The organism is Bacillus pumilus (assembly GCF_009937765.1).
Taxonomy (GTDB): Bacteria; Bacillota; Bacilli; order Bacillales; family Bacillaceae; genus Bacillus; species Bacillus pumilus_O.
This window is the reverse complement of the sequence record NZ_CP047089.1, coordinates 992,317-1,015,382: the sequence shown is the minus strand read 5'-3', so window position 1 is coordinate 1,015,382 and position 23,066 is coordinate 992,317. Positions and strand designations below refer to the sequence as shown.

The window sequence follows — 23,066 nt, the reverse complement described above, 5'->3', positions numbered from 1 at the left end:
TGATGTATGTACTTTTCTACTAGATCCTATAATGTCACAGCTCCTCTTTCTTTTATTTGCTATAATTCATGGGGGATATCATCCAATTTTTGATGAAAAAGGTGAGCTAATGAAAATCGAACAACAAATCGCCATTCGTCAGTTAGAAGAAAAGATCCACCTGTTTTCTTCAACTGTAAACGGAACGTTCCTCACAACGGACGATTTCGTTCTATCTAATACTCATATATCGACAGACACATTCAATTTGCTATTACCGACATCAGCGCACATTCAAGATCCGCAAAAAGTGAAAACAACCATCGAACACTTGCAGTCTCAGAAACAATCATTCAGTACGTGGGTGGATCATCGTTTGCTTCATCCTGATTGGACCAATTTACTACAGGAATACCAGCTTGAAGAGGTTGAACGCAATACGATCATGATGCTTGAGCAGACAGAGGGCATTGACCCAGCTATATCTTCACCGCTTACAATCAAAGAAGTACTTGATGAGCGGACACTGCTTGATTACAAAAATATCTTTATCGAACTATTCAAAGAGTCACCGGAGGCCATCGCCTTAGAGATCTATTTCCAGCGTTTTTCGCTTGAAGCTATACAATCACGTGCTCGCATGTTCGTCGGATATGTAGACCACAAACCGGTCACAACAGGCTTATTACTTGAAGCAACCGATAGCTACGGAATTTATGATGTCATCACAAGGGCAGAGCATCGCGGAAAGGGACTTGGCAGTGACATGTTTCATTATCTTCTGATCCAGACAGAAAACAAACAAAAGTGCGTCATGTTACAAGCATCAGCTGACGGCAAAAATATTTACCAACGTGCCGGCTTCCAACCAATCGGCGAAATGGTTGTTTTTGAATAGAATAAAGTAGAACAAAAAAAAAGCTGCCTATCATTAGGCAGCTATTCAGCACGATGCTGACGATCCATATAAAGTGGTGGTCTCTTCAACGAAATTACCGCACAGCTAAAGGCAATCAGCACAAACACTGCACCGAATTTCGCCAGATCAACAGATGAACCGGTCATCGTAAATAGGACACCACCAACCGCTGATCCAATCGAGATACCAATTTGCAAGGCCGATGTATTTAAGCTTTGCTGAATATCAGACGTGACAGGATCGGTTTGAATCAAATAACTCTGCAAGGCAGGCGTTAATGCCCAGCTAAGCGCTCCCCATAGGACAACCATGATCATAAAGAGAACAAACACACCCGCTGTATAAGGAATGATAAACATCACAACAGCAAACGCGATTGTCACCAGCAAGATGGCTTTCCCTGAACCTAGCTTGTCACTGAGCCAGCCGCCAAATCCATTCCCGCCAATAGAGGCAAGCCCGAAGACCAAATAACAAATACTAATCCAGAACGGGGTCATATGCAGAACTTCCATTAAAAACGGAGTGAAATAAGAATAAAGCATATAATGACCTGCAAGCATAAACAAACTAATCAAGTGTGCACTAAAAATTTTCGGATGCCCTAAAGAGCGAATTTGCTCTCTTAGAGGTGTCACTTTTTCAACAGGCATTTTCTCTAATAGGAAATAGATCAGCACCATCGATATCGCTGATAAAATACTGATTCCTAAAAACATCACTCTCCATCCAAAGCTCTCTGTAATAAAAATACCGATCGGTACACCGAGAACAAGTGAAGAACTAATCCCAATAAAAATCAGCCCTAATGCCTTCGCACGATGCGCTGGTTCCACTAATTTAGCAGTGATCGTCAGTGACAACACCACCACCAGCGCTGTACTCATCGCGATCAATACCCTAGAGATCATGACAAGGGCAAAGGTCGAACTAAAATATGTGAAGACATTCCCTATTGTAAACACCAATAAAGCGATTAAATAAAGACGCTTTCGTTCAATTTTAGCTGTGGCAGTCAACAGCACAGGTGCTGAAATGGCATACACAATGGCAAATACGGTGATAAGCTGCCCAGCTGTCGCAAGCGATACATTCAAATCCTCTGCAAGGCTTGGCAAAATGCCCCCGACGACAAGCTCAACTAATCCTACTGCAAATGTAGAAACGGCTAATAAATATACTCTCCAGTTCATGTCTAACATCCCTTCTCTATATCATCGCTTTCACTTTTGATACAGGGTGAAGACAAACAAAAAAACCCTGATTACAAAAAAAGGAAAGCACGCTTTTGTAATCAGGATTTATCGGATCCTGGTAGAAACCCTCAAACCATATTATTGAGGTTATACAAGTCTATTTTTTTCTTCAAACATAGTAGCATATGCTTACATAACTGGCAAGCTGTAAAAATAGGAAATGACTGCAAATTCACGATCAACAAACCACTCAGAACAGCATGAAAAGAAACCCAGTCCAACTTGCTTTCTCCTGCATTTACAGGTAAACTGATGAAAAATCAACGAACATTCATCAACGTAGATCTGGAATAGTAGCTTGAATTGACCTTTAACAGAGAGGGAACGGTGCTGAGAAGTTCCTACTGACATCTTCAAGTGAACCTGCCGATTTAGTTCTGTTTCATACAGCGGTTCATACCGTTATCATGATCAAGTGTAAAGCTGTGCTTTAAATTAGGGTGGTACCACCAGGAATGGTCCCTAACTTAAAGCACAGCTTTTTTGTTTTTTAAAAGGAGGAATATGCAATGTCAAAGAAACAATTTGTTGAAAAAATCACAAGCATGGAAGACGACTTTGCCCAGTGGTATACAGATGTTGTCACAAAGGCGCGTCTCGTCGATTATTCAAGCGTTAGAGGCAGTATGATCATTCAGCCATACGGCTTTAAAATCTGGGAGAATATTCGCGACGAACTTGACCGCCAAATTAAAGAAACAGGGCATGAGAATGTGTATATGCCGCTCTTTATCCCAGAAAGCCTGCTTCAGCAGGAAAAAGACCATATCGAAGGCTTCGCTCCTGAAGTGGCGTGGGTCACACATGGCGGTGAATCCGAATTACAGGAAAGGCTCTGCGTCAGACCAACCTCTGAAGTACTATTCGCAGAGCATTACAAAAACATCATTCATTCTTACCGTGATTTACCGAAGCTTTATAACCAATGGGCGAATGTCGTCCGCTGGGAAAAGACCACACGTCCATTCCTTAGAACACTTGAATTCCTATGGCAAGAAGGACACACATGTCATGAGACAGAGCAAGAAGCGATTGAGGAAACAGAAAGAATGCTTCACATCTACGCTTCTCTTTGCGAAGAGCTCCTTGCCATTCCTGTCATTAAAGGGAGAAAAACAGAGAAGGAAAAATTCGCTGGTGCCCGCTTCACCTATACGGTTGAAAGCTTGATGCATGATGGAAAAGCGCTGCAAACAGCCACTTCTCACTTCTTCGGAAACGGATTTGCCAAAGCATTTGGCATCGAATTCTTAAACCGCGAAGGAAAGCTAGAGCATGTCCAGCAAACCTCTTGGGGCTTTACGACAAGAATCATCGGTGCCATGATCATGGTGCACGGCGATGACAGAGGACTCGTCCTTCCGCCAAACATTGCACCAACCCAAGTACGAATTGTGCCAATCGCCTCTCACAAGGAAGGTGTGCTCGATCATGCCTACGAATTAAAAGATCGACTCACCCGCATCGCACGTGCTGATATCGATGCAAGTGATAAACAGCCTGGCTGGAAATTCAACGAATGTGAAATGCAGGGCATTCCTCTACGTGTCGAAGTAGGACCTAAAGACATCGAAAAAGGACAGGTGATGCTCGCAAGACGAGACACTGGAGAAAAGCAAGCTGTCACCTTAGATGCACTTGAACAAACCATTACATCCACGCTTGAAGATATTCAACGGACGATGTACGAAAAGGCGAAAGAACGATTACATGAAAAAACATCAACAGCTCACACCATCGAAGACATTGAGCACATTCTTTCAGAAGAAAATCGATTGATTAAAGCCATGTGGTGTGGTGACGAAGTCTGTGAGAACGACATCAAAGAAAGAACAGGGGCGACCTCACGCTGTATCCCATTTAAACAGGAAACCATTTCGGAAACATGTGTCTGCTGCGGAAAGCCTGCATCTGATATGGTCTTTTGGGCAAAATCTTATTGAGAAAGAGAAGCATCCTTTACGATGCTTCTTTTTTTGTTAAAAAGACCCAAAACCCCATTGACCTCATCAGCACGATCCCCTATAATTCGTATTAATATAATCGGTTTTTAAGACTTTAAATGGAGTGGTGATATATGAAGCGCTGGCCCTCACTGTTTGCTGAACGCTGTCCTAAATGTAAAACAGCATTAGAAGTCTCTAAGTCCAATGCCCTGCAAGGCAAAGTCGTGAAAACATGCCCCAACCTTCATTATCAAAAAGAGTATCACCCAGCCCTTGAAACATATATCGAGCACGATGACATCAAATAAAAAAGACCAACACGTTTGCTTTGTTGGTCTCTTCTTTATAATAAATCCAGCCAAATTTTGACCGCTGTCGCCGTAATCATCGCAGCAAGTGCCCATTGTAAGTAGACGGCGTTGATTTTCTGACCGACCTTAGCACCAATCGGAGCGGCGATTAAACTTGCCAGCATCAGCACAACCGCAGGAAGAAGCATGACTTGACCCGTCAATACCTTTCCAGCCGATGCACCGATCGCAGAAAGAAACGTAATCGCAAGGGACGACGCAATCGTCATCCTGACAGGAATTTTTAAAATAGACAGCATCACCGGTACCAATATAAATGCTCCGCCCGCACCTAGTACCCCGGAAACACTACCAATCACAAAGGCAATACCTGCCGCAAGTCCTTTATGAAAAGTGACTTCTTCCTCTGCATCTGCACGCTGTCCCTTTTTTGGAATCAGCATGAGAACCACAGCCACAATCGCAAGCAATCCATAGACGAAATTCATCCCATTCTCTGGCATGAAGTGAGATACATAACTGCCTAGTAAGCTGCCCGCCAATATACTGCTCCCCATATATAAAATCAACGACCGATGTAAAAATCCGCTTTTACGATAGGCCAATACCCCACCGAGCGTCGAAAAAAGCACTTGAATGGCGCCAATGCCTGATACTTCGTGTGCCGAAAGTGCCATCACACCGACAAGTGGCGGGATATAAAGAAGCATAGGATAGTTAATCACAGATCCCCCGATCCCCACCATTCCTGATAAGAAGGAACCAATACATCCGATGATAAAAAGTGTAATCAAAAACGCAAAATCCACGCTGGTCTCCTCCTTTGCAATAGGAAAAGGGGATCTTCAGCAGATACCCCTACATCCTTTAGGACCCTTTTCTCACCCAGAACTTCAGCACATGTCCTTCTTCCGTCTGCGTGATCAATTCATGTCCGCTTGACTTCGCCCATGCTGCTAAGTCAGCTTTAGCTCCTTTATCTGTTGCATGTATTTCTAAAACTTGACCTTCCGCCAAGTCGTTCATTTTTTTCTTTGTTCGAATAATCGGCATTGGGCATGCAAGCCCTGTGACGTCTAACATTTGATCTGATGTCATTTCGTTGTTCCTCTCCTCTTATTTTATTGGACATTACCGAATCGCACAACGGTTTGGACCAATTTCCATTTCACGCTGCGCTTCATCGTCTGGGCTCAGCTTCCCCATATTGGTTTGACGAATGTCTTGATAGGCGTTTGGTTGTGCAGGTAGGTTCTTCGTGACCATTTCTCTAAATACGGCTTCATCATCAATATTCAGTCCATGATTTTCTTCAAATAGAACGCCTAGCTCCTTCCAAACGCTTCCGTCTTCATTAACTTCATCCATGATCATGAAATGCGCTGGCAACACAATCAATTCTTTTGAAAGTGCGCCATATCGGTCATATAGGGTTTCTCTCAAATCACCTACCCAGTCCTCCGCCATTCCAGCGAGGTCGGGTCTTCCAATCGAATCCACGAACAAAATATCACCTGAAAGAAGATATTGATCATCCACGATAAAAGATGTTGACCCAATCGTATGCCCCGGTGAGTAAAGGGGATGAATATCAATGGTAGCCGCTCCTATCGCGATGCGTTCTCCTTCTTCAAGACGGTTATATTCAAAGATCACTTCTTCTGCATCTTTTGGCGGCAGCCAGTAGCTAGCACCCGTCTGTTCAGCCAGTTTCTTCCCGCCAGAAATATGATCTGCATGAAGATGAGTATCCAACACTTGTGTTATAGAGACATGATGCTTTTTAGCAAAACGGATATAGACATCTGTCATTCTAGCGGCATCTACAATTGCGGACTCTCCATTCGACATGATCATATAAGACAGGCATCCTTTGCCCATCCGTACAAATTGATAGAGCTCTCCACCGCCGCTTAAATCACCAATCTTCACTGGCTCTAGATGCTCACTCCACGCCTTCATGCCGCCTTCTAAATAATGGACAGTTCTGCCCGCCTCTGACAGCATCTCCGCGACCATGATAGAGGAGCCTTCCTTGGCACAAACCACCAACACTTCACGATCATGAGGAATGTCATGCAAAATGCCCTCTACTCCTTCAAGGAGATCAAAATAAGGCACATTCATATGAACGATTGCTTCCCCTTCGATCTTCCAGTCCTGTACATCCGCTTGATTTCGCACATCTAGCAAAAAGAGCGGTTCCTTGTTCACAATCTTTTTTGTTAACTGCTCTGCAGTCATCGCTTTTACCGTCATATTTCATTCAGCTCCTATTTTTCAATCGCTCCTGTCCAGCTATTCATGCCTGGCACAATATTCGTCAATTGATGAAATCCTTTTTCTTTTAACTTTTGCGCAGCTAATTCACTTCTTCTGCCTGAATGACAGATCAGGTAAATGTCCGTCTCCCGGCTCAATTCCTCAGCACGTTGATCCACCTCACCAAGAGGAATATGAACAGCTCTTGGAATATGTCCCGCCTCGTATTCATCTAGCTCTCTCACATCTAAAATCATCAAAGATGGATCTTCTTTTACTTTCTGTTGAAAAGTCTCCAAAGACATTTCCGAAATCATGGACTTCCCTTCTTTCTGTTGTTCTCCGCCTTTACGAATCAAATGATGGAGCACCTGGCCTTCTACTGTTGTTCCTAAAAATTCGTGGCCGGCACTTTTTGACCATGCCGCCAGATCCGCTGTTGATCCTTTATCGGTAGCTTGCACCTCCAGTACATCTCCTGGTAAAAGCTCATTCATTTGTTTTTTTGTTTTTACAATCGGCATTGGGCATGCCAGTCCTTTTGCATCTAAAATGACAGTTGGTTGCTGCATGTCATGTCCTCCTCAATATAGGGGTGGGGGTATATTTTGTTGCGTATTTAATGCCAAGCATTCATGCCACCCTTGATGTTGGTAATCTGAGTAAATCCCTGCTTCTTCAATATTTTCGCTGCCTGCATACTTCTCATTCCGCTTTGACATATGACATAGACCTCTTCATTTTTCTCAAGCTGAGAAGCTCGTTTCTTCAAATGAGACAACGGGATGTTTTGAAAGCCTTTGATATGATTTGTTTGAAATTCAGTAGGAGATCGCACATCAATGAGCTGTTGACCTTTGCTTTTCAGCTTCTTTTTCATATGAGCTGCATCCATTTGCTTCACACCTCGTACCGGCAGAAAGCGGCTCACGAGTAATCCAATTACGATGATGAGTAAAATCGTTTGCACCATCTTGCTTCACCTCACTAGATAAATAAATTCACACGTCCGATTTCAGCCTCTGCTAAATATGCCGCTACACCAGCATATTGAATGTCATCCAATAATTCTTTCTCCTGCAGCCCTAAAAGATCCATCGTCATTGTACATGCCACGAGGTTAATATCCTGCTCCTTCGCCATCTCAATGAGCTGCGGCAAGGTCATGGCATTGTGCTTTTTGATTACATGCTTGATCATTTTCGGCCCCATTCCTGCAAAATTCATCTTGGAAATCCCCATGCGATCAGCCCCGCGCGGCATCATCTTGCCGAACATTTTTTCTAAAAATCCTTTTTTCATCGGTACCATTTCATCCTTACGCAAGGCATTCAACCCCCAAAATGTATGGAAAATGGTCACCTCGTGATCATAGGCTGCTGCACCATTGGCAATAATGTAAGCTGCCATCGCTTTATCATAATCTCCACTAAATAACACAATCGTCGTGCGTTTTTTCTGTTCTTCCATTCTGCTCCTCCTCCAACAATTACCTATGGGGGTATATATAAATCAAAAAATATATACATATACCGGTAAGGGTATATTACATCAAGTAAAAAAATCCGTCAACCTCCAAAGGCTGAGGAATTTCTTACCGGCTTTTCACCAATAGCTCAACTGCCTCTTTCACAAGACCTTCCGTATCCTTGCCTTGTTCAAGACTTTCACGAACACATTGCTCAAGATTTGTACTCACAATCACACCCATTGCCCGATCTATGGCATTACGTGATGCAGATAGCTGCGTGACTACCTCGCGGCAATCCTTGCCTTGCTCCATCATCGCAAGAACTCCTTTAATCTGCCCCTCAATCCGGCGAAGACGGTTCTTCATCTGCTGATTATATTCCATGAATAAGCACTCCTTTCTATGACAGATAGTATACCCTAAGCGGTATTTAGTCAAACGACTTGCCCTTTTCTTTTGTAGAAAACGTATGTGAAAAGAATTGCACATTCCACCATTTATTGATAAAAAGTAAATAATCAACGAATGAGAAATCATTGAAGAAAAGAGGGCAACCTATGACTTTACAGCATTATATTGGATCAAACAAAGAACTGCCGCTTGGGACCATTGGTCAAAATCCTACCTATAAACCACTCTCTGAACTCAATATCAAATTGTTTGATCAAAAACAAAAAAAGCACAAAACCTATCAAAAAGAAGATCCTTTGATAGAAGTATTCGAAACAGAAGAGGATTTCGAAGGCATTCACATTGATTATTTAGATCCTTTCTATGAAACGGTAAGAAACAAATTCACACATCCTTTTGTTTATGAATTGGACATCATTCATTCTCTTCGTGCACTTTTTCAATTCATTGAAAAAGAGCTGTCAACAGGAGAAACCATCGAAATCTATTCTTGTCTAAATGAACTCGAAACGAAAGAAAAGGATGATCAATTGGATATAGAAATTGACCTAAGCAAAAAACGATTTGGGAACCATATCGTTTTTAAAGACATTGATGAACTGATTGATATGTTTGAATTAGAACACCTACAATATGTTTTAGTGAAGAAGTAGAGGAGAATTGACAAATTACATCAAAATGTTGTGCTATAAGAGATTGTAGAAGCCTAACAAAGATCAATTGAAGTTATGAATAGAAAAGCGAATATAAATGTAACAGGTAGTCGAAGGAACCAAAATTCCCTCAATTACCTCTTTGCAGATCTTCGTAAACTTTTTCAAAAATCTCTATTGGTATTGAATACTTCGTTGTCTTATCATTACGGTAATTAACCACTATATCAATATGATGTTGCTTTTTTTCAAATTCAATTATTGAATTCTCCCATCTATCTCTAACAGAAATAACACAATTACCGTTTTTCTTTTCCTTTTTCTTATAATCATAGTCCATTTTATCTCTCCGTTCGTTCTCATTATTTTGTATTAGATAAGCGAATATACGGCATGTCTCAATCAGAGATATCCAAGAAACATGAATATAAAGAAACTAAATGTAGTGAGCAAGTTTAAAAACGTATAAAGATAATTTCTACCATAAATACTTAATATAATACCAACTGGACCTAAGACATAATTCATTAACCAGATTCCGCTTCCATATCCAAATATCCAATTAGGGACCCAAAGTAGAACACCTATTACAAAGCATAGTAATGATAAATGGCTCATTATTTTTTTAGACATCAGAACTCCCCACATTCTAAAATAGCAACCTATATTTTAACAAAATGATACACTCAAATTCTGACTTAGTCTCTACTCCTTAAGAAATTTAAGATGAAATTAAACTAATTATGGAAAAGCAGGTGACTCATGTCAAATAACCAAACACCCAACCCACTCATCACGGAAAAATCACCATACCTCCTTCAACACGCCCACAACCCAGTACACTGGTATCCGTGGGGGCAAGAAGCATTTGACAAAGCCAAACGTGAAAATAAGCCAGTGCTTGTCAGCATCGGTTATGCCACTTGCCACTGGTGTCATGTCATGGCACATGAAAGCTTCGAAGATCAGCAAGTTGCTGACATCTTAAATGAGCATTTCATTTCAATCAAAGTCGATCGTGAGGAGCGTCCAGATATCGATTCGATGTATATGTCTGTTTGTCAGATGATGACGGGGCAAGGCGGCTGGCCGCTCAACGTGTTTGTCACGCCTGATCAAAAGCCTTTTTATGCGGGGACGTATTTTCCAAAAAGAAGTGCTTACGGACGCCCTGGCTTTATCGAAGCTCTGACACAACTGCTAGACGCATATCACAACGATCGCGATCATATCGAATCATTGGCAGAGAAGGCGACAAATAATCTGCGGATCAAAGCAGCAGGGCAGACAGAGAATACGCTCACCCAAGAGACGATCCACAAAGCCTATTATCAGCTCATGAGCAGTTTTGATACGCTGCACGGCGGGTTCGGCACTGCGCCAAAATTCCCGGCACCTCATATGCTTTCATTCTTGATGCGCTATTACGAATGGACTGGGCAGGAAAATGCGCTATATGCAGTCACGAAAACGTTAGATGGAATCGCAAATGGCGGTATATACGACCATGTCGGTTCAGGTTTTTCTCGTTATTCAACAGACGAAAAATGGCTTGTGCCGCATTTTGAAAAGATGCTGTATGATAACGCCTTGCTCATGGAGGCTTACACAGAAGCGTATCAGCTCACTCAACAACCTACATATGAAAAGCTTGTCCACCGCCTAATTCACTTTATCAAAAGAGATATGATGAATCCGGATGGCTCTTTTTATTCAGCGATAGATGCAGATTCTGAGGGGAAAGAAGGACAATTTTATGTCTGGTCAAAAGATGAAATCATGACTCATTTAGGCGAGGACCTCGGCGCATTATTCTGCGCTGTCTACCACATCACAGATGAGGGGAACTTTGAAGGGGAGAACATCCCTCATACCATTTCCACCTCTTTTGATGACATCAAGGCCTCTTTTTCAATTGATGACCAAACGCTCCAGTCTAAGCTGCAAGAAGCCCGATACATTTTACAATCTGTCAGACAGCAGCGACCCGCGCCACTTGTCGATGACAAAGTGCTCACATCATGGAATGCGCTCATGATCTCTGCGCTCGCCAAAACAGGAAGGGTCTTTGATGCAGAGGAAGCCATCCGTATGGCAAAACAGGCGATCTCTTTTCTAGAAACACACCTCGTCCAACATGATCGTCTCATGGTCCGATATAGAGAAGGTGACGTCAAGCATCTCGGCTTTATCGAGGATTATGCGCATATGCTAAAAGCGTATATGTCTTTATACGAAGCGACCTTTGAATTAGCATGGCTGGAAAAGGCAACAGCCATTGCCGAGAACATGTTTGAACTGTTTTGGGACAAGGAAAAAGGGGGCTTTTTCTTCTCAGGATCAGATGCGGAAGCGCTCATCGTTCGAGAAAAAGAAGTGTACGACGGTGCCATGCCTTCTGGCAACAGCACCGCACTCAAGCACCTTCTCATACTAAGCAGACTGACCGGACGTCAGGATTGGCTGGACACATTAGAGCAGATGTTCCAAGCCTTTTATGTCGATGTTTCTTCCTATCCAAGCGGTCATACAGCATTTCTGCAAGGGCTTCTCGCTCAATATGCAACGAAAAGAGAAATCATCATTCTCGGAAAAAATGGCGACCCTCAAAAAGAACAGCTTTTACAGGCGCTTCAAAAACGCTTCATGCCATTTGATATCATATTGACTGCCGAAACAGGCCAGGAATTAGCAAAACTCGCGCCCTTTACAAAAGATTACAAAACAATCGATGGCAAAACCACCGTGTATATTTGTGAAAACTACAGCTGCCGCCAGCCAATCACCGATATCGACGAAGCAATGGCACAATTGAGTTTGTCATGAGATGACTATGAGAAGACAAAATGAGGACAAACAGATAAAAAACATGTCAATCCGCTAACAAATTGTCTGTACGGTTTTATTTTTCCTAAAAAACGGTTAGAATGCGCACTAGATGTTCTCATACCGAAGGGAGAGAAAATGATGAAAAAGGTATCATACACACTCATCGCTTGTTTGTTATCTGTTGGACTTGCAGCCTGCTCGTCAAACGATGCCCAACAAGATAAGCAAAACGATTCAGCCAAAAACAAGGAAACTACACAGGCTGACCAAAAAGAACAGCAAAAGCAAATGGAAGAGATGCAAAAGAAATTAGACGCACAAAAAATCGATGATCAAAAGGTCGTTGCGACCGTCAACCAAGACAAAATCACAGGTAATGAATATAATAGCGCTTTATCAACCATTCAAGGACAGCTTCAGCAATCTGGGCAAGACCCAACATCTAAAGAAGGCGCAAAAGCAGTTAAGAAACAAACCATTGATGCGCTCGTAGGTCAAGAGCTCATCCTGCAAGATGCTGAGAAGAAGGGCATCAAAGCCTCTGACAAAGAGGTAGATAAACAGTTAAAAGAAGAAAAGAAACAATTTAAAGACAACGCTCAATTTGAAGAAGCCCTTAAGAAAAGCGGACTCACCATGGATCAGCTGAAAAGTGACATTGCCGACAGCATCAAATACAGCCAGTATGTCGACAAAGAAATCAAATCAGCATCCGTCTCTGAAAAGGATGTCAAAACGTACTATGATCAATACGCTGATGAAATGAAAAAACAAAAGCAAAAAGCACCAGAGTACAAAGAGGTTAAATCACAAATTAAAAAACAGCTAGAATCTCAAGAAAAGCAGAAAGAAGTTCAAAAAGAAATTGAAAAACTAAAAAAATCTGCGAAAATTAATGTGTCTCTATAACAGCTAATGAAAAATCCGCCATTGTGCGGATTTTTTTTCGTTACTTGATGAACTGTTTTTCCAAAATAATGACAAAAGCCTCATCATAAACATCTTTTCCTTCCGATATGATGGGAGTACAAAAGAAAGCGTTATCAATTCTTTTGTCTCTTAAAAAGTACAAGATCAAACGCTGATCTCGTACTTTTGCTTCAGTCAATTGGACAACGAAAAAAGGAGGATCTTTATGTTCAAATGGTTTAAACCCGCTCCGCATATCGACAGGCTCGATGATGCCAAAACAGATGAGACCTATAAGAAACTGCGGCTGCAAGTCTTTTTAGGCATCTTTATCGGGTATGCTGGCTATTATTTGCTGCGGAAAAATTTCGCTTTTGCTATTCCATATCTACAAGAAGAAGGGTTCACGAAAAGTGAATTAGGCTTTGTACTCGCGGCTGTCTCCATCGCTTATGGCTTTAGTAAATTCATCATGGGGATGATCTCAGACCGCTGTAATCCAAGATATTTTTTAGCCACCGGACTCTTTTTATCAGCCCTTATCAATATCCTATTTGTCTCATTTCCATGGGTGACGTCAAGTGTATGGATCATGTTCTTATTCATGTTTTTAAACGGCTGGTTCCAAGGCATGGGGTGGCCGCCATGTGGACGGACGATGGCGCATTGGTTTTCGGTTAGTGAACGTGGAACGAAAATGTCCATTTGGAACGTCGCTCACAATATCGGCGGGGGAATTCTTGCACCACTCATCACCTTAGGAATCGTACTGTTTGCAACATGGAAAAGTATCTTCTTCTTCCCTGCCATCATTGCCATTATCGTCTCCTTCGTGATCATTCTTCTCGTCCGAGATACACCGCAATCTACTGGTCTTCCGCCAATCGAGGAATATCGCAATGACTATCCGGCACAGCAGTATGAAGATCAAGAAAAAGAATTAACAGTGAAAGAGATCTTATTTAAGTATGTGCTCAACAATAAATTCCTTTGGTATATCGCCATTGCCAACGTCTTTGTGTACTTCGTCCGTTACGGTGTCGTAGACTGGGCGCCGACCTACTTAACAGAAGCTAAAGGCTTTTCACCAGAGCATTCCCGCTGGTCATATTTTCTTTATGAATATGCAGGCATTCCTGGCACATTATTGTGCGGGTGGATTAGTGACCGATTCTTTAGAAGCCGCCGCGCACCAGCAGGCGTCCTCTTTATGGCTGGGGTGTTAATTGCGGTGCTTGTTTACTGGTTAAACCCTGCTGGCAATCCAATGGTCGATAACATCGCCCTTATCAGCATCGGCTTTTTAATTTACGGACCTGTCATGCTCATTGGACTTCAAGCCATTGACCTCGCTCCTAAAAAAGCGGCTGGCACTGCGGCCGGACTCACTGGCTTTTTCGGCTATATTGGCGGCTCTGCCTTCGCCAATGCGATGATGGGCGTTGTCGTAGATCATTACGACTGGACAGGAGGATTTATTTTACTGGTTGGTTCTTGTGTGCTTGCGATTGTTTTCCTCGCGATGACATGGAATACAGGAAAACGCGTAGAGCAAGCTTAATGAAAATCACATAAAAGATTCATATCCGCCCAACATGCTCTTTACATCTATTTCTTATGATGAAGGCAGTTACCGTAAAAGGAGGATAAAATATGAAGAAAAGTAGATTACTTGCTTTCGTGTTGCTCTCTTTTGCTTTACTGTCTATTGCGTGGGTGCCGGCCACCGTATCGGCACATGAACATCTTTTATCTCCAGATCGTATTCTAACCGTTGCACATCGCGGAGCATCAGGGTATGCACCAGAGCATACCCTGGCTTCTTACAAACTCGCCACAAAGATGAATGCCGATTACCTCGAACTCGACCTTCAAATGACAAAGGATGGCCATCTCATCGTCATGCACGATGAAACCGTTGACCGCACCACAAACGGAACGGGCTCGGTCAAAGACCTGACACTTGCTGAAATCAAACAGCTGGATGCTGGTACTTGGTTTAACGAAGCCAATCCTGACAGACAAAATGCCAACTATATCGGACAGCGAGTCCTCACATTAGATGAAGTACTGCGCTATTTTGGCAAACGAGAAAATTATTATATTGAAACAAAAAAACCAGACATCTATCCGCAAATGGAAGAAAAGCTATTGGCGACCCTAAAAAAACATCATCTTCTCGGGAAACACACAAGAAAAGGGCAGGTCATCATTCAATCCTTTAGCCAAGACAGCCTGCTAAAGCTACAGAAATTAGCCCCGCACCTTCCAAAAGTACAGCTTTTAGACAGAACCCAAATGACGTCCATCACAGATGACCAGCTCGACTTCATCAAATCCTATGCAGTGGGGGTCGGACCGAATTTTAGAGCATTGACACTTGAAAACGTGCAACAGGTCAGAAGCCATGGACTCCTCCTCCACCCATATACGGTCAACACCGAAGCAGACATGACCCGATTACTGCAATACGGCGTCACCGGTCTTTTCACCAACTTTCCAGATGTCTTCAACCGTGTAAAAGCTTCGCTCTAAACAAAAAAAGCCTTGCGGTCCATCCCGCAAGGCTTTGGTTATTTTACCGTTTGATCAGAAGAAGCTGTTTCAATCGGTTTCCGTTTCCCGATCCCAAAGACATAGAAGCTAAGCGCTACTACAATTAAGAACCCAATTGCCACAATCAGAGAAATACGCGTATCCTGATTAATGAGCATAAATACAAGCACCATCAGTAAGAAACCGATTGTCAGATAATTAGAAAACGGAGCTAGTGGCATCTTGAATGGATGCTGATCAAGCGCAGCTCCCTTCGCCTTTCTAAAACTGATATGACTAATCAAAATCACAAACCATGGCACCATACCCGGAAGTACACTCGCACTATACACATAGACGAAAATGTTTGGTGGCGCAACGTAATTGAGAACAACTCCTATCGCTAAACCAATCAGCACAGCCAATGTTCCAAAATACGGCACACCATTCTTCGAAATTTTGGTGAAGAAAGCAGGCGCCTGCCCGTTCACACCTAATGTATAAAGCATACGTCCCGCACTGAAAATCCCACTATTACAGCCGGACATCGCTGCTGTAATGACAACAAAGTTAATAATACCAGCGGCGGCTGTAATTCCAATTTTCGCAAACGTCGCCACAAATGGACTGCCAAGGGTATTCAGCTGATCCCAAGGGTACACTGTCACAATGACAAAGATCGCGCCGATATAGAAAATCAAAATACGCCAGATGATACTTTTGATGGCATTGGTCAGCGTCTTTTCTGGATTTTGCGCTTCACCTGCTGTAATCCCAATCAGCTCTACACCCTGATAGGCAGCAATGACGAGCGACAATGCAAACAAGAATCCGGTAAATCCACCTGTAAAGAATCCGCCGTGTGCCCACAGATTAGACAATCCAATAGGCGTTCCGCCATTTCCAAATCCGAAGAAAATAATGCCTAGACCTGCAATGATCATTAAAATAATCGTCACAATCTTGATCATGGCAAACCAAAATTCGAACTCACCGAACGATTTAACCGAAATCAAATTGGCCGCTCCCAAAATAATCATCGCAATTAATCCTGGAATCCACGCTGGCAGCTCTGGGAACCAATATTTCATATAAGCGCCTACGGCAATAATTTCCGACATCCCGACAATGACCCACTGGAACCAGTTACTCCAAGCTGTCATATACCCCGCAAGCGGATGAATATATTGATGACCGAATGTAGCAAATGAACCTGTACTCGGTTCAACGTATAACATTTCTCCCATCGCACGCATAATAAAAAAGATAAAGATACCACATACTGCGTACGCGAGAAGAACCGATGGACCTGTCCATTGAATGGCCTTGGCTGACCCCATAAATAAGCCAACACCAATCGTGCCGCCGAGTGCGATCATTTGAATATGGCGCGCACTTAACCCTCTTTTTAATTCCTTTTGAGCCACATTTCTTCCCCCTCATCAACAAACAACATAAAAAATAAAAATCAGAATATTCATTCTGATTGAGAAACATCAATCTTTCGATGTATATTATCATAATAAATCTACCCTTAAAAAACAATTGTTTTTTTGAGAAAAACACTATTAACAAAATATTCTGACACTAAAGTAAGTTCAAATTATTTTATATTGATATAATCAATAACCAGAAAAATCTTCAAAAAAAGACCGCTCACACGGTCTTCTAAGCTCAAACTTTGAATTTATAGGAACATCGGCTATTGCTTTCCTAAAACACTTTCCTCTGGTAAATCGCAGTAGAGAGACCCCAAGACAGCAGGTAGAAAAGCATTATCAGCACAGCTGACCCCGTATATAAAACAGGGATCGATAAGTTCATAATAAAATCAGTGATCGCACTGAATCGCTCTGCTAAATAGAGAACAACAGGCGGTCCCATAGCAGATAATACGATAAAGCCAATGATCACTGCCGTTGTGATATAACCAGGCTTTAAGATATAAAACAATGGAAACGTACATGCTGCGAACAATAAAAACAACCCGCTGCCAATCGCAATATCTGACAGCGAAAACAGCTTCCCAAACACAAATAATGCAGCACTTGTCAGCACGATCGCAATACTCATATAGAAAATGGCGCCAAGATAACGTGATGCGATAATTTCTTTACGTGTATAGGGCAAGGAATTTAATAGAATATTCGTTTCTGCCTTCTCATCATAAGCATATGTGTTAAATGGAATGAAGACACTAGCGACTAGAAACGTCAATACTGGATGGACATCCATGAAAATAAAAAATAAGATAAACGGAATAAAAATAAGTAACTGCTTCTTTTGCAAAATCACATCACGCTTAATTAAATGAAACATGCGCAACCCCGCCTTTCAAATAAAACATGATATCCTCAAGCGACGCTGGTTCAATCACAACAGCATCCCCAAAAATAAGTTTCACCTCATCAATCCGATCAGTTAATGCTTCAAACCCGGCTGCCGTGCGCTGAATATGGATAAATGACTTTTCTGTGTCTCGATCCAACAAATCTAGGCTCCCCTTCACCAGCGCATAATTCTCCGCTACCTCGTGAATCGACTGTTGAAAGACCAATCTTCCATTTTGTATAAACGCAATATAATCCGCGATCCGGTCTAAATCAGTCGTCACATGCGTCGAAAAAAAGATCGTTCGATTTCCATCAATCATCAATTCTTGTAACGTGCCGAGTAGCTCTCTTCTAAAGACCGGATCCAACCCAGCAGTTGGTTCATCCATGATAATCAGCTCAGCATGATGAGACAGTGCAATCGCAAGTGACGCCTTCATCTGCATCCCTTTTGAAAATGTTTTGATCGCTTTATTCAGCGGCAGACCAAACTGTTCAATATATTGATCAAAAAGCTGGTCATCCCAGCGTTTATAGGCAGGTGCCACAATTCGTTTGATGTCTTTTAAATTCAAACCTGGGAAAAAAACGTTGGCATCGTAAACAAAGCCGATTCGTTCCTTAATCTCTTTTTCATGGGTGCGATAATTCAATCCGAAAATTTTAACCTCACCCGAATCTGGTTTTAATAAATTCATGATCATTTTAATCGTCGTCGACTTACCGGCGCCATTTTCTCCAATAAACCCAGTAACAAAGCCTTTTTTGACCTGTAAATCAAGTTTCTGAACAGAAAAGTCCTTGAACCGTTTTGATACTCCTTTGAATTCAATTACATGCTCCACCCATCTCACTCCTCATACAAGAACTTTAATAACTGCTGCAATTCATCAAAAGATAAGCCTAATTCCTTGCCGTTTGTGACAACCGCTCCAAGCTGTTCCTCAATCACCTTCAATTTTTTCTCTTTCATCACTTCTAAGTTTTGTTCCGCAACGAAAGATCCCTTGCCTACAATTGAATAAATAAATCCCGCCTTCTCTAACTCTTCATACGCTCGCTTTGTTGTAATCACGCTAATTTGTAAATCCTTCGCCAGATTTCGAATAGATGGCAGTGCTGTGCCTTCTGCAAGCTCACCCGTTAAAATCATCGATTTGATTTGATTCTTAATTTGCTCATAGATGGGCTCCTTAGAATGGTTTGAAATCGTAATTTGCATATAAAAACCTCTTTTTTCTGTACTGGTGTTTGGAACGGAATATTGTATATATACTATATATACATTATATACACACTAAAAGAATAATCAACCATTTTTTGATTGCAACTCAACTAAAAAAACCGCACAGCTCTACAGCTATGCGGCCTTCCCAAAAAAATTTATCTCCAATACACCCATTTTCCCATCATCCACTCCACCGGACCTCTTCTCCATTTTTTCAAATAGAGATAGCTGATGAACAGCTGTGCAGTATACAGTCCGAGAGCGAGTAGCAGTCCAAACATTGACCCCATCTGTCCAAATAGACCAAGTCCATAAGAATAGAAAATCGTTGTACAAATGATCGACTGCGCCAAATAATTTGATAGGGACAAACGGACAAGTCCTGCAAGCAAACGTTTGAGACCTTGAGCTGCCTTCGAATAGTAGAACACAATAAAAGCTTGAATATATCCGATCGCCAGCACATAAGCACCAAGCGTAATCACTAAATCACTCCAAGGCGCATCAATAAACGTCGCACATTTTAGCGCAAGTCCGATCACAATCACCCACACCCAGCCTTTACGATAAGCCATACCTCGATCTTCTTCTGTGAGATGTCCTCGTTTCCCAACCGCCATACCAAGCAGTGCAAACGGACCAACCGAGATCGTACCGAAAAGAAAACCTAATATTGGCATAAGCGTAATGCTCACGATCGCCAGAATAATGGTCACAATCAACATATCGTCTTCAACCGTAATCCGGCTGAGCAAAATATCCCCATAAGCACCTTTCGCATACACATCAGTTAATAATTCATCAGTCCCATACACAAGTTTCATCATGTAGGGCACAATAACTAAAGACAACGCCCCTAACACACCCGACCAAATCAGCATTGTTTTGATCCGGCTACTCAAAAACATCATCAAGAAAAACGTACATGCTCCATAATAAAGAAGAATGTCGCCATTCCAAATAAAGATATAATGCAGCATTCCAAGCACAATCAGACCAAAGCCTCGGCGAACGACAATGGCATTCGTATTGAGCCCCCTAGCTTTTGTAGATTCAATCAGCTTGATAAAAGAATACCCAAACAAAAAGGAGAAAATCGGATAAAACGACCCCTGGAACAAAATTTCCGTTACATAAACGCCAAATTCCTGCCCCCAAAAGCTCGAATCAAACATTTTCTCAAAATCATAATCATATTGAAAATTAAGCATATTCACAATCAAAATACCTAATAAACTAAAACCACGCAAACTATCAATTAACTCAACCCTAGATCCCTTCAACACGACAGCTCCTTCGGAAAATATAAAAGCATATTTATCCTACCACACTTTTTAAAAAATGGTTTGTATACCCATGTGGAAAGATGTGTTTTAAGGTAAATTTAATAAAAAAACCTAGAATATACATTCTAGGTATCTTACTGATGAATTATGAATGATGATTTTCTTCTTCTTTCCTTATCACACGTTTCAAATAAAACAAAATCCCTAACCCGAAAAAAATCAACGGCAACTCCCAGTCTGCAGAAATCGGCAGCCATTTCAGCATCATAAGAATGAGCAAAACAGCCCCCACACCTGCGAAAAAAATGGCGTTTCTTTTTAATCGTTTATTTGATAAAAACAACACGCTCTCCTCCCTGATACTCACTAACTAATTGAATGTTTTTTACGATAACATGTAAATGTAATAAGATCGGCTCGATGCATGCCCTGATATTACCATATAAAGAAGTTCAAGTTAAAGATAATTTATTCAACAAGAAACCCTAACATCTCACAAAACAAAAAAGATTGAGCATTAACCAACCACTCAATCTTTTACCCATTAAATCTCCCGACAAGCCCAAGCATCCACCTCGACCTTTAAAGCTGGTGAAGCCAAAGCCACCACATAAATCATCGTCATACAAGGCAGATGATCGCCCAAGAACTGACCCATGATTCGTTTTCTGCTCTCAGCATCGAACTCTCCTACGAGATAAAATACTAGTTTCGTGATGTCCTCCACTGCCATATCTGCCGCTTCTACATTTCGTTTCACATTCTCTAATGCTAATTCGAGCTGCTCAAGCGGGCTCTCCGGAATTGTCCCGTCTACCTCCATTCCCACTTGACCTGATAGGGTTAACCACCGTTGTGGTCCTGTTGTTTCTATTTGATGAGCATAGGGTGCTACTGGCGGGTGAATGGTCTCAGGATTACGTGATGTTCTCATGAATAAAATCCCCTTTTCTGAAAATACAGTCATTTTTTATCCATCATATCAAACTATCTACCGTATTCAGAGTTTTATGCTCATAGTAAACCTGAAGAAACAATCGCAATGGCAACCTATAATTCTTGTCTTCTAAAAAGAAACCATCCAATGAGAAAAAAGAAACCAATCAATACCGATACACCTAGAAAGCTTGTAAGCGCCTGTTCCGAATAAATCCCTCTATGAATCATCTCCTCAGCCGCACTTGTTACGCCTTTCGGTGCAAACTTCCCTAATGTATCCTCATAAAATGAAGGAACGGTAAATAAAATAAGGTTGATCAAAAGCGATACACCGCCAGCTGTGACGGAACGTGTGAAGAATGCCGAAGCACAAATGGTCGACACGACAATCAGCAATAAATTGGGATAATAAAGAAGTGTTCCTTTTACGACATTGACCCAATCCACATGCCCAAATTGAATATCCACATAGTAAACGGAGGCAAGCACCGCCACCACCAAACTAAATAATGTCAAACAGGCATAGGCACATATTTTCGAAACATAATAACTCATTCGACTGATCGGTTTCACCATAATCATCGCCGTCACTCCAGAGGCACGCTCTCCAGCGATCGTCCCCATCACGATCATAATCAGGATAAACACGCCTAGCGAATCAAATTTACTCAATGCACTCGCCAAAGCCTCTCCTGCACTAGGCTCTGGTATATAAAATGTAGATCCTTCAGGTAAATTAGCTGATTTCGACAAAAGATCTGGCAGCATTTTGAGTGTAATAGGCTGTGTGATCATTAAAATCGTAAAAATAATTGGCACAAACAACACTTTATAGCTAGTAAATAACTCCCTAAATTCCTTTTTCAACATCATCATGCACTCACAACCTTCATGAAAATATCTTCAAGCGTCAGCTTAGATAGGCGATAATGGAGGAGAACACCGCCAGATTCAGTGATCAGACGAGGCAACTCCTTCAATGCCCTTTGTTGATTGTTCACTCGCACCTGATAACTGACCCCTGTCTCAATGCATTCCTCCATCCAATCCCGCTCTTTTAACAAAGCCATTAGTTTCGTATTCTGTTGTTCTAATTGAAATTCAATCACTGGCTGGATATAGTCTTCTTTGATCTGTTTCATCGAAGAGGACATCTCAATTTTGCCGCTGTTGATCATGATAATATGATTCGCCACACGTTCAATGTCATCTAAAATATGGGTCGACATAAAGATCAGCATCTCATGCTTTAGACGCTCAATCAAAGTCAGGACGTCTTTTCTCCCCATAGGATCAAGTGCCGACACAGGTTCATCTAGAATAAGAATTTTCGGGCTATTGATAAGCGCCTGTGCAATGGCAAGCCTCTGCTTCATGCCTCCACTATAGCTGCCAATGGCACGATCCTTCGCCTCATACACACGGCAAAGCTTCAATAGCTCCTCTGTTTTGGATCGAATAATGTTTTTCTCTAAATGAAATAATCCGCCAACCCAATGCATCCACTCCTGCCCCGTCATATCCTGATAAAATGCAGGATGCTGCGGACAATAGCCGATCACATGACTAATGTCATCCATTTCCTTTGTCACATCCATACCTGCCACCTTTACGACACCTGACGTAGGACGAGCAAGCCCCGTCAGAATCCGAATCGTCGTTGTCTTCCCCGCTCCATTGGCTCCTAAAAAGCCAACACATCCAACCTCCCCAACAGAAAACGAGACATCTTTTAACACTTCATGCCGTCCATACGATTTCGTCAGCCCGTGACACTCCAACATATTCAAGCGAATCCC

26 protein-coding genes, 1 pseudogene, 1 riboswitch and 1 other annotated feature are annotated in these 23,066 nt (G+C 41.9%); of the genes and pseudogenes, 9 read left to right on the top strand and 18 right to left on the bottom strand.

The genetic code is table 11. The features are described 5' to 3' along the window. The first annotated feature begins 109 nt into the window (after positions 1 to 109). Positions 110 to 877, top strand: a complete 768-nt coding sequence (locus GPS65_RS05065; RefSeq protein WP_144468923.1) for a GNAT family N-acetyltransferase — start codon at positions 110 to 112, stop codon at positions 875 to 877. A 41-nt stretch (positions 878 to 918) separates the two neighbouring features. On the opposite strand, the gene GPS65_RS05060 is transcribed toward GPS65_RS05065, so the two are convergent. After that, positions 919 to 2,091, bottom strand: coding sequence for an MFS transporter (locus GPS65_RS05060; protein ID WP_060595432.1), 1,173 nt, complete (start codon positions 2,089 to 2,091; stop codon positions 919 to 921). Positions 2,092 to 2,169: 78 nt separating this feature from the next. Then, a riboswitch (purine riboswitch) is annotated at positions 2,170 to 2,269 on the bottom strand. A 156-nt stretch (positions 2,270 to 2,425) separates the two neighbouring features. Next, positions 2,426 to 2,621: a binding site (T-box leader), on the top strand. 42 nt (positions 2,622 to 2,663) lie between these two features. On the opposite strand from GPS65_RS05060, the gene proS reads away from it, so the two are divergent. Both proS and GPS65_RS19270 read left to right on the top strand, forming a co-directional pair. After that, positions 2,664 to 4,097 (top strand): proline--tRNA ligase, encoded by a 1,434-nt coding sequence (gene proS, locus GPS65_RS05055; RefSeq protein ID WP_144457217.1) that lies wholly within the window; start codon positions 2,664 to 2,666, stop codon positions 4,095 to 4,097. Positions 4,098 to 4,231: 134 nt separating this feature from the next. After that, positions 4,232 to 4,408: a hypothetical protein gene (locus tag GPS65_RS19270; RefSeq protein WP_012008772.1), complete on the top strand. Its 177-nt coding sequence runs from the start codon at positions 4,232 to 4,234 to the stop codon at positions 4,406 to 4,408. Between the two features lie 35 nt (positions 4,409 to 4,443). Here GPS65_RS19270 and GPS65_RS05050 read toward each other — a convergent pair whose 3' ends face one another. From GPS65_RS05050 to GPS65_RS05020, 7 genes are all read right to left on the bottom strand, one after another. Further along, on the bottom strand, positions 4,444 to 5,220 hold the full coding sequence (locus GPS65_RS05050; RefSeq protein WP_144474140.1) for a sulfite exporter TauE/SafE family protein: 777 nt from the start codon (positions 5,218 to 5,220) through the stop codon (positions 4,444 to 4,446). Between the two features lie 58 nt (positions 5,221 to 5,278). Continuing rightward, positions 5,279 to 5,509: a sulfurtransferase TusA family protein gene (locus GPS65_RS05045; protein ID WP_012008770.1), complete on the bottom strand. Its 231-nt coding sequence runs from the start codon at positions 5,507 to 5,509 to the stop codon at positions 5,279 to 5,281. 33 nt (positions 5,510 to 5,542) lie between these two features. Continuing rightward, positions 5,543 to 6,670: an MBL fold metallo-hydrolase gene (locus tag GPS65_RS05040; RefSeq protein WP_144474141.1), complete on the bottom strand. Its 1,128-nt coding sequence runs from the start codon at positions 6,668 to 6,670 to the stop codon at positions 5,543 to 5,545. A gap of 14 nt (positions 6,671 to 6,684) precedes the next feature. Then, a complete protein-coding gene (locus tag GPS65_RS05035; RefSeq protein WP_012008768.1) occupies positions 6,685 to 7,245 on the bottom strand; it encodes a sulfurtransferase TusA family protein in 561 nt (186 codons plus the stop codon). Positions 7,246 to 7,292: 47 nt separating this feature from the next. Continuing rightward, positions 7,293 to 7,646 (bottom strand): rhodanese-like domain-containing protein, encoded by a 354-nt coding sequence (locus tag GPS65_RS05030; protein WP_012008767.1) that lies wholly within the window; start codon positions 7,644 to 7,646, stop codon positions 7,293 to 7,295. A gap of 14 nt (positions 7,647 to 7,660) precedes the next feature. After that, on the bottom strand, positions 7,661 to 8,143 hold the full coding sequence (locus tag GPS65_RS05025) for a DsrE/DsrF/DrsH-like family protein (RefSeq protein ID WP_012008766.1): 483 nt from the start codon (positions 8,141 to 8,143) through the stop codon (positions 7,661 to 7,663). 124 nt (positions 8,144 to 8,267) lie between these two features. Further along, positions 8,268 to 8,528: a metal-sensitive transcriptional regulator gene (locus GPS65_RS05020; RefSeq protein ID WP_003217059.1), complete on the bottom strand. Its 261-nt coding sequence runs from the start codon at positions 8,526 to 8,528 to the stop codon at positions 8,268 to 8,270. 173 nt (positions 8,529 to 8,701) lie between these two features. Here GPS65_RS05020 and GPS65_RS05015 point away from each other — a divergent pair, with 173 nt between their 5' ends. Next, on the top strand, positions 8,702 to 9,208 hold the full coding sequence (locus GPS65_RS05015) for a hypothetical protein (protein WP_144468928.1): 507 nt from the start codon (positions 8,702 to 8,704) through the stop codon (positions 9,206 to 9,208). A gap of 130 nt (positions 9,209 to 9,338) precedes the next feature. On the opposite strand, the gene GPS65_RS05010 is transcribed toward GPS65_RS05015, so the two are convergent. After that, on the bottom strand, positions 9,339 to 9,548 hold the full coding sequence (locus tag GPS65_RS05010; RefSeq protein WP_144468929.1) for a hypothetical protein: 210 nt from the start codon (positions 9,546 to 9,548) through the stop codon (positions 9,339 to 9,341). Positions 9,549 to 9,970: 422 nt separating this feature from the next. Here GPS65_RS05010 and GPS65_RS19425 point away from each other — a divergent pair. The 5 genes and pseudogenes from GPS65_RS19425 to GPS65_RS04990 all read left to right on the top strand — a co-directional run. After that, positions 9,971 to 10,462, top strand: a pseudogene (locus GPS65_RS19425) (thioredoxin domain-containing protein); the annotation flags it as partial. Positions 10,463 to 10,546: 84 nt separating this feature from the next. Next, positions 10,547 to 12,034 (top strand): thioredoxin domain-containing protein, encoded by a 1,488-nt coding sequence (locus GPS65_RS19710; RefSeq protein WP_338014801.1) that lies wholly within the window; start codon positions 10,547 to 10,549, stop codon positions 12,032 to 12,034. Positions 12,035 to 12,175: 141 nt separating this feature from the next. Then, on the top strand, positions 12,176 to 12,946 hold the full coding sequence (locus GPS65_RS05000) for a SurA N-terminal domain-containing protein (RefSeq protein WP_144468931.1): 771 nt from the start codon (positions 12,176 to 12,178) through the stop codon (positions 12,944 to 12,946). A gap of 226 nt (positions 12,947 to 13,172) precedes the next feature. After that, positions 13,173 to 14,507 (top strand): glycerol-3-phosphate transporter, encoded by a 1,335-nt coding sequence (gene glpT, locus GPS65_RS04995; RefSeq protein ID WP_012008759.1) that lies wholly within the window; start codon positions 13,173 to 13,175, stop codon positions 14,505 to 14,507. Between the two features lie 92 nt (positions 14,508 to 14,599). Further along, positions 14,600 to 15,481: a glycerophosphodiester phosphodiesterase gene (locus GPS65_RS04990; protein ID WP_144457227.1), complete on the top strand. Its 882-nt coding sequence runs from the start codon at positions 14,600 to 14,602 to the stop codon at positions 15,479 to 15,481. A 38-nt stretch (positions 15,482 to 15,519) separates the two neighbouring features. Here GPS65_RS04990 and GPS65_RS04985 read toward each other — a convergent pair whose 3' ends face one another. The 9 genes from GPS65_RS04985 to GPS65_RS04945 all read right to left on the bottom strand — a co-directional run bounded on the left by GPS65_RS04985 (position 15,520) and on the right by GPS65_RS04945 (position 23,057). After that, positions 15,520 to 16,908 carry an amino acid permease gene (locus tag GPS65_RS04985; RefSeq protein WP_144457229.1) on the bottom strand — a complete coding sequence of 463 codons (1,389 nt, stop codon included), beginning with the start codon at positions 16,906 to 16,908 and terminating at the stop codon, positions 15,520 to 15,522. Positions 16,909 to 17,194: 286 nt separating this feature from the next. Continuing rightward, on the bottom strand, positions 17,195 to 17,800 hold the full coding sequence (locus GPS65_RS04980) for an ABC-2 transporter permease (RefSeq protein ID WP_119124340.1): 606 nt from the start codon (positions 17,798 to 17,800) through the stop codon (positions 17,195 to 17,197). Then, positions 17,784 to 18,659 carry an ABC transporter ATP-binding protein gene (locus GPS65_RS04975; RefSeq protein ID WP_119124339.1) on the bottom strand — a complete coding sequence of 292 codons (876 nt, stop codon included), beginning with the start codon at positions 18,657 to 18,659 and terminating at the stop codon, positions 17,784 to 17,786. The genes GPS65_RS04980 and GPS65_RS04975 overlap by 17 nt, the downstream gene beginning before the upstream one ends. Positions 18,660 to 18,664: 5 nt before the next feature. Beyond that, the gene (locus GPS65_RS04970; protein WP_119124338.1) at positions 18,665 to 19,036 is read right to left on the bottom strand and encodes a GntR family transcriptional regulator; all 372 of its coding nucleotides are present in this window, start codon (positions 19,034 to 19,036) and stop codon (positions 18,665 to 18,667) included. 161 nt (positions 19,037 to 19,197) lie between these two features. After that, a complete protein-coding gene (locus GPS65_RS04965) occupies positions 19,198 to 20,325 on the bottom strand; it encodes a DUF418 domain-containing protein (protein WP_161985355.1) in 1,128 nt (375 codons plus the stop codon). A gap of 148 nt (positions 20,326 to 20,473) precedes the next feature. Next, positions 20,474 to 20,674, bottom strand: coding sequence for a hypothetical protein (locus tag GPS65_RS04960; protein WP_238389133.1), 201 nt, complete (start codon positions 20,672 to 20,674; stop codon positions 20,474 to 20,476). Positions 20,675 to 20,872: 198 nt separating this feature from the next. Beyond that, positions 20,873 to 21,262, bottom strand: coding sequence for a RidA family protein (locus GPS65_RS04955; RefSeq protein ID WP_012008748.1), 390 nt, complete (start codon positions 21,260 to 21,262; stop codon positions 20,873 to 20,875). A 116-nt stretch (positions 21,263 to 21,378) separates the two neighbouring features. After that, positions 21,379 to 22,143, bottom strand: coding sequence for an ABC transporter permease (locus tag GPS65_RS04950; protein WP_119124335.1), 765 nt, complete (start codon positions 22,141 to 22,143; stop codon positions 21,379 to 21,381). Next, positions 22,140 to 23,057 carry an ABC transporter ATP-binding protein gene (locus GPS65_RS04945; protein ID WP_119124334.1) on the bottom strand — a complete coding sequence of 306 codons (918 nt, stop codon included), beginning with the start codon at positions 23,055 to 23,057 and terminating at the stop codon, positions 22,140 to 22,142. Before GPS65_RS04945 ends, GPS65_RS04950 begins: the two co-directional genes overlap by 4 nt. Between the last annotated feature and the right edge of the window lie 9 nt (positions 23,058 to 23,066).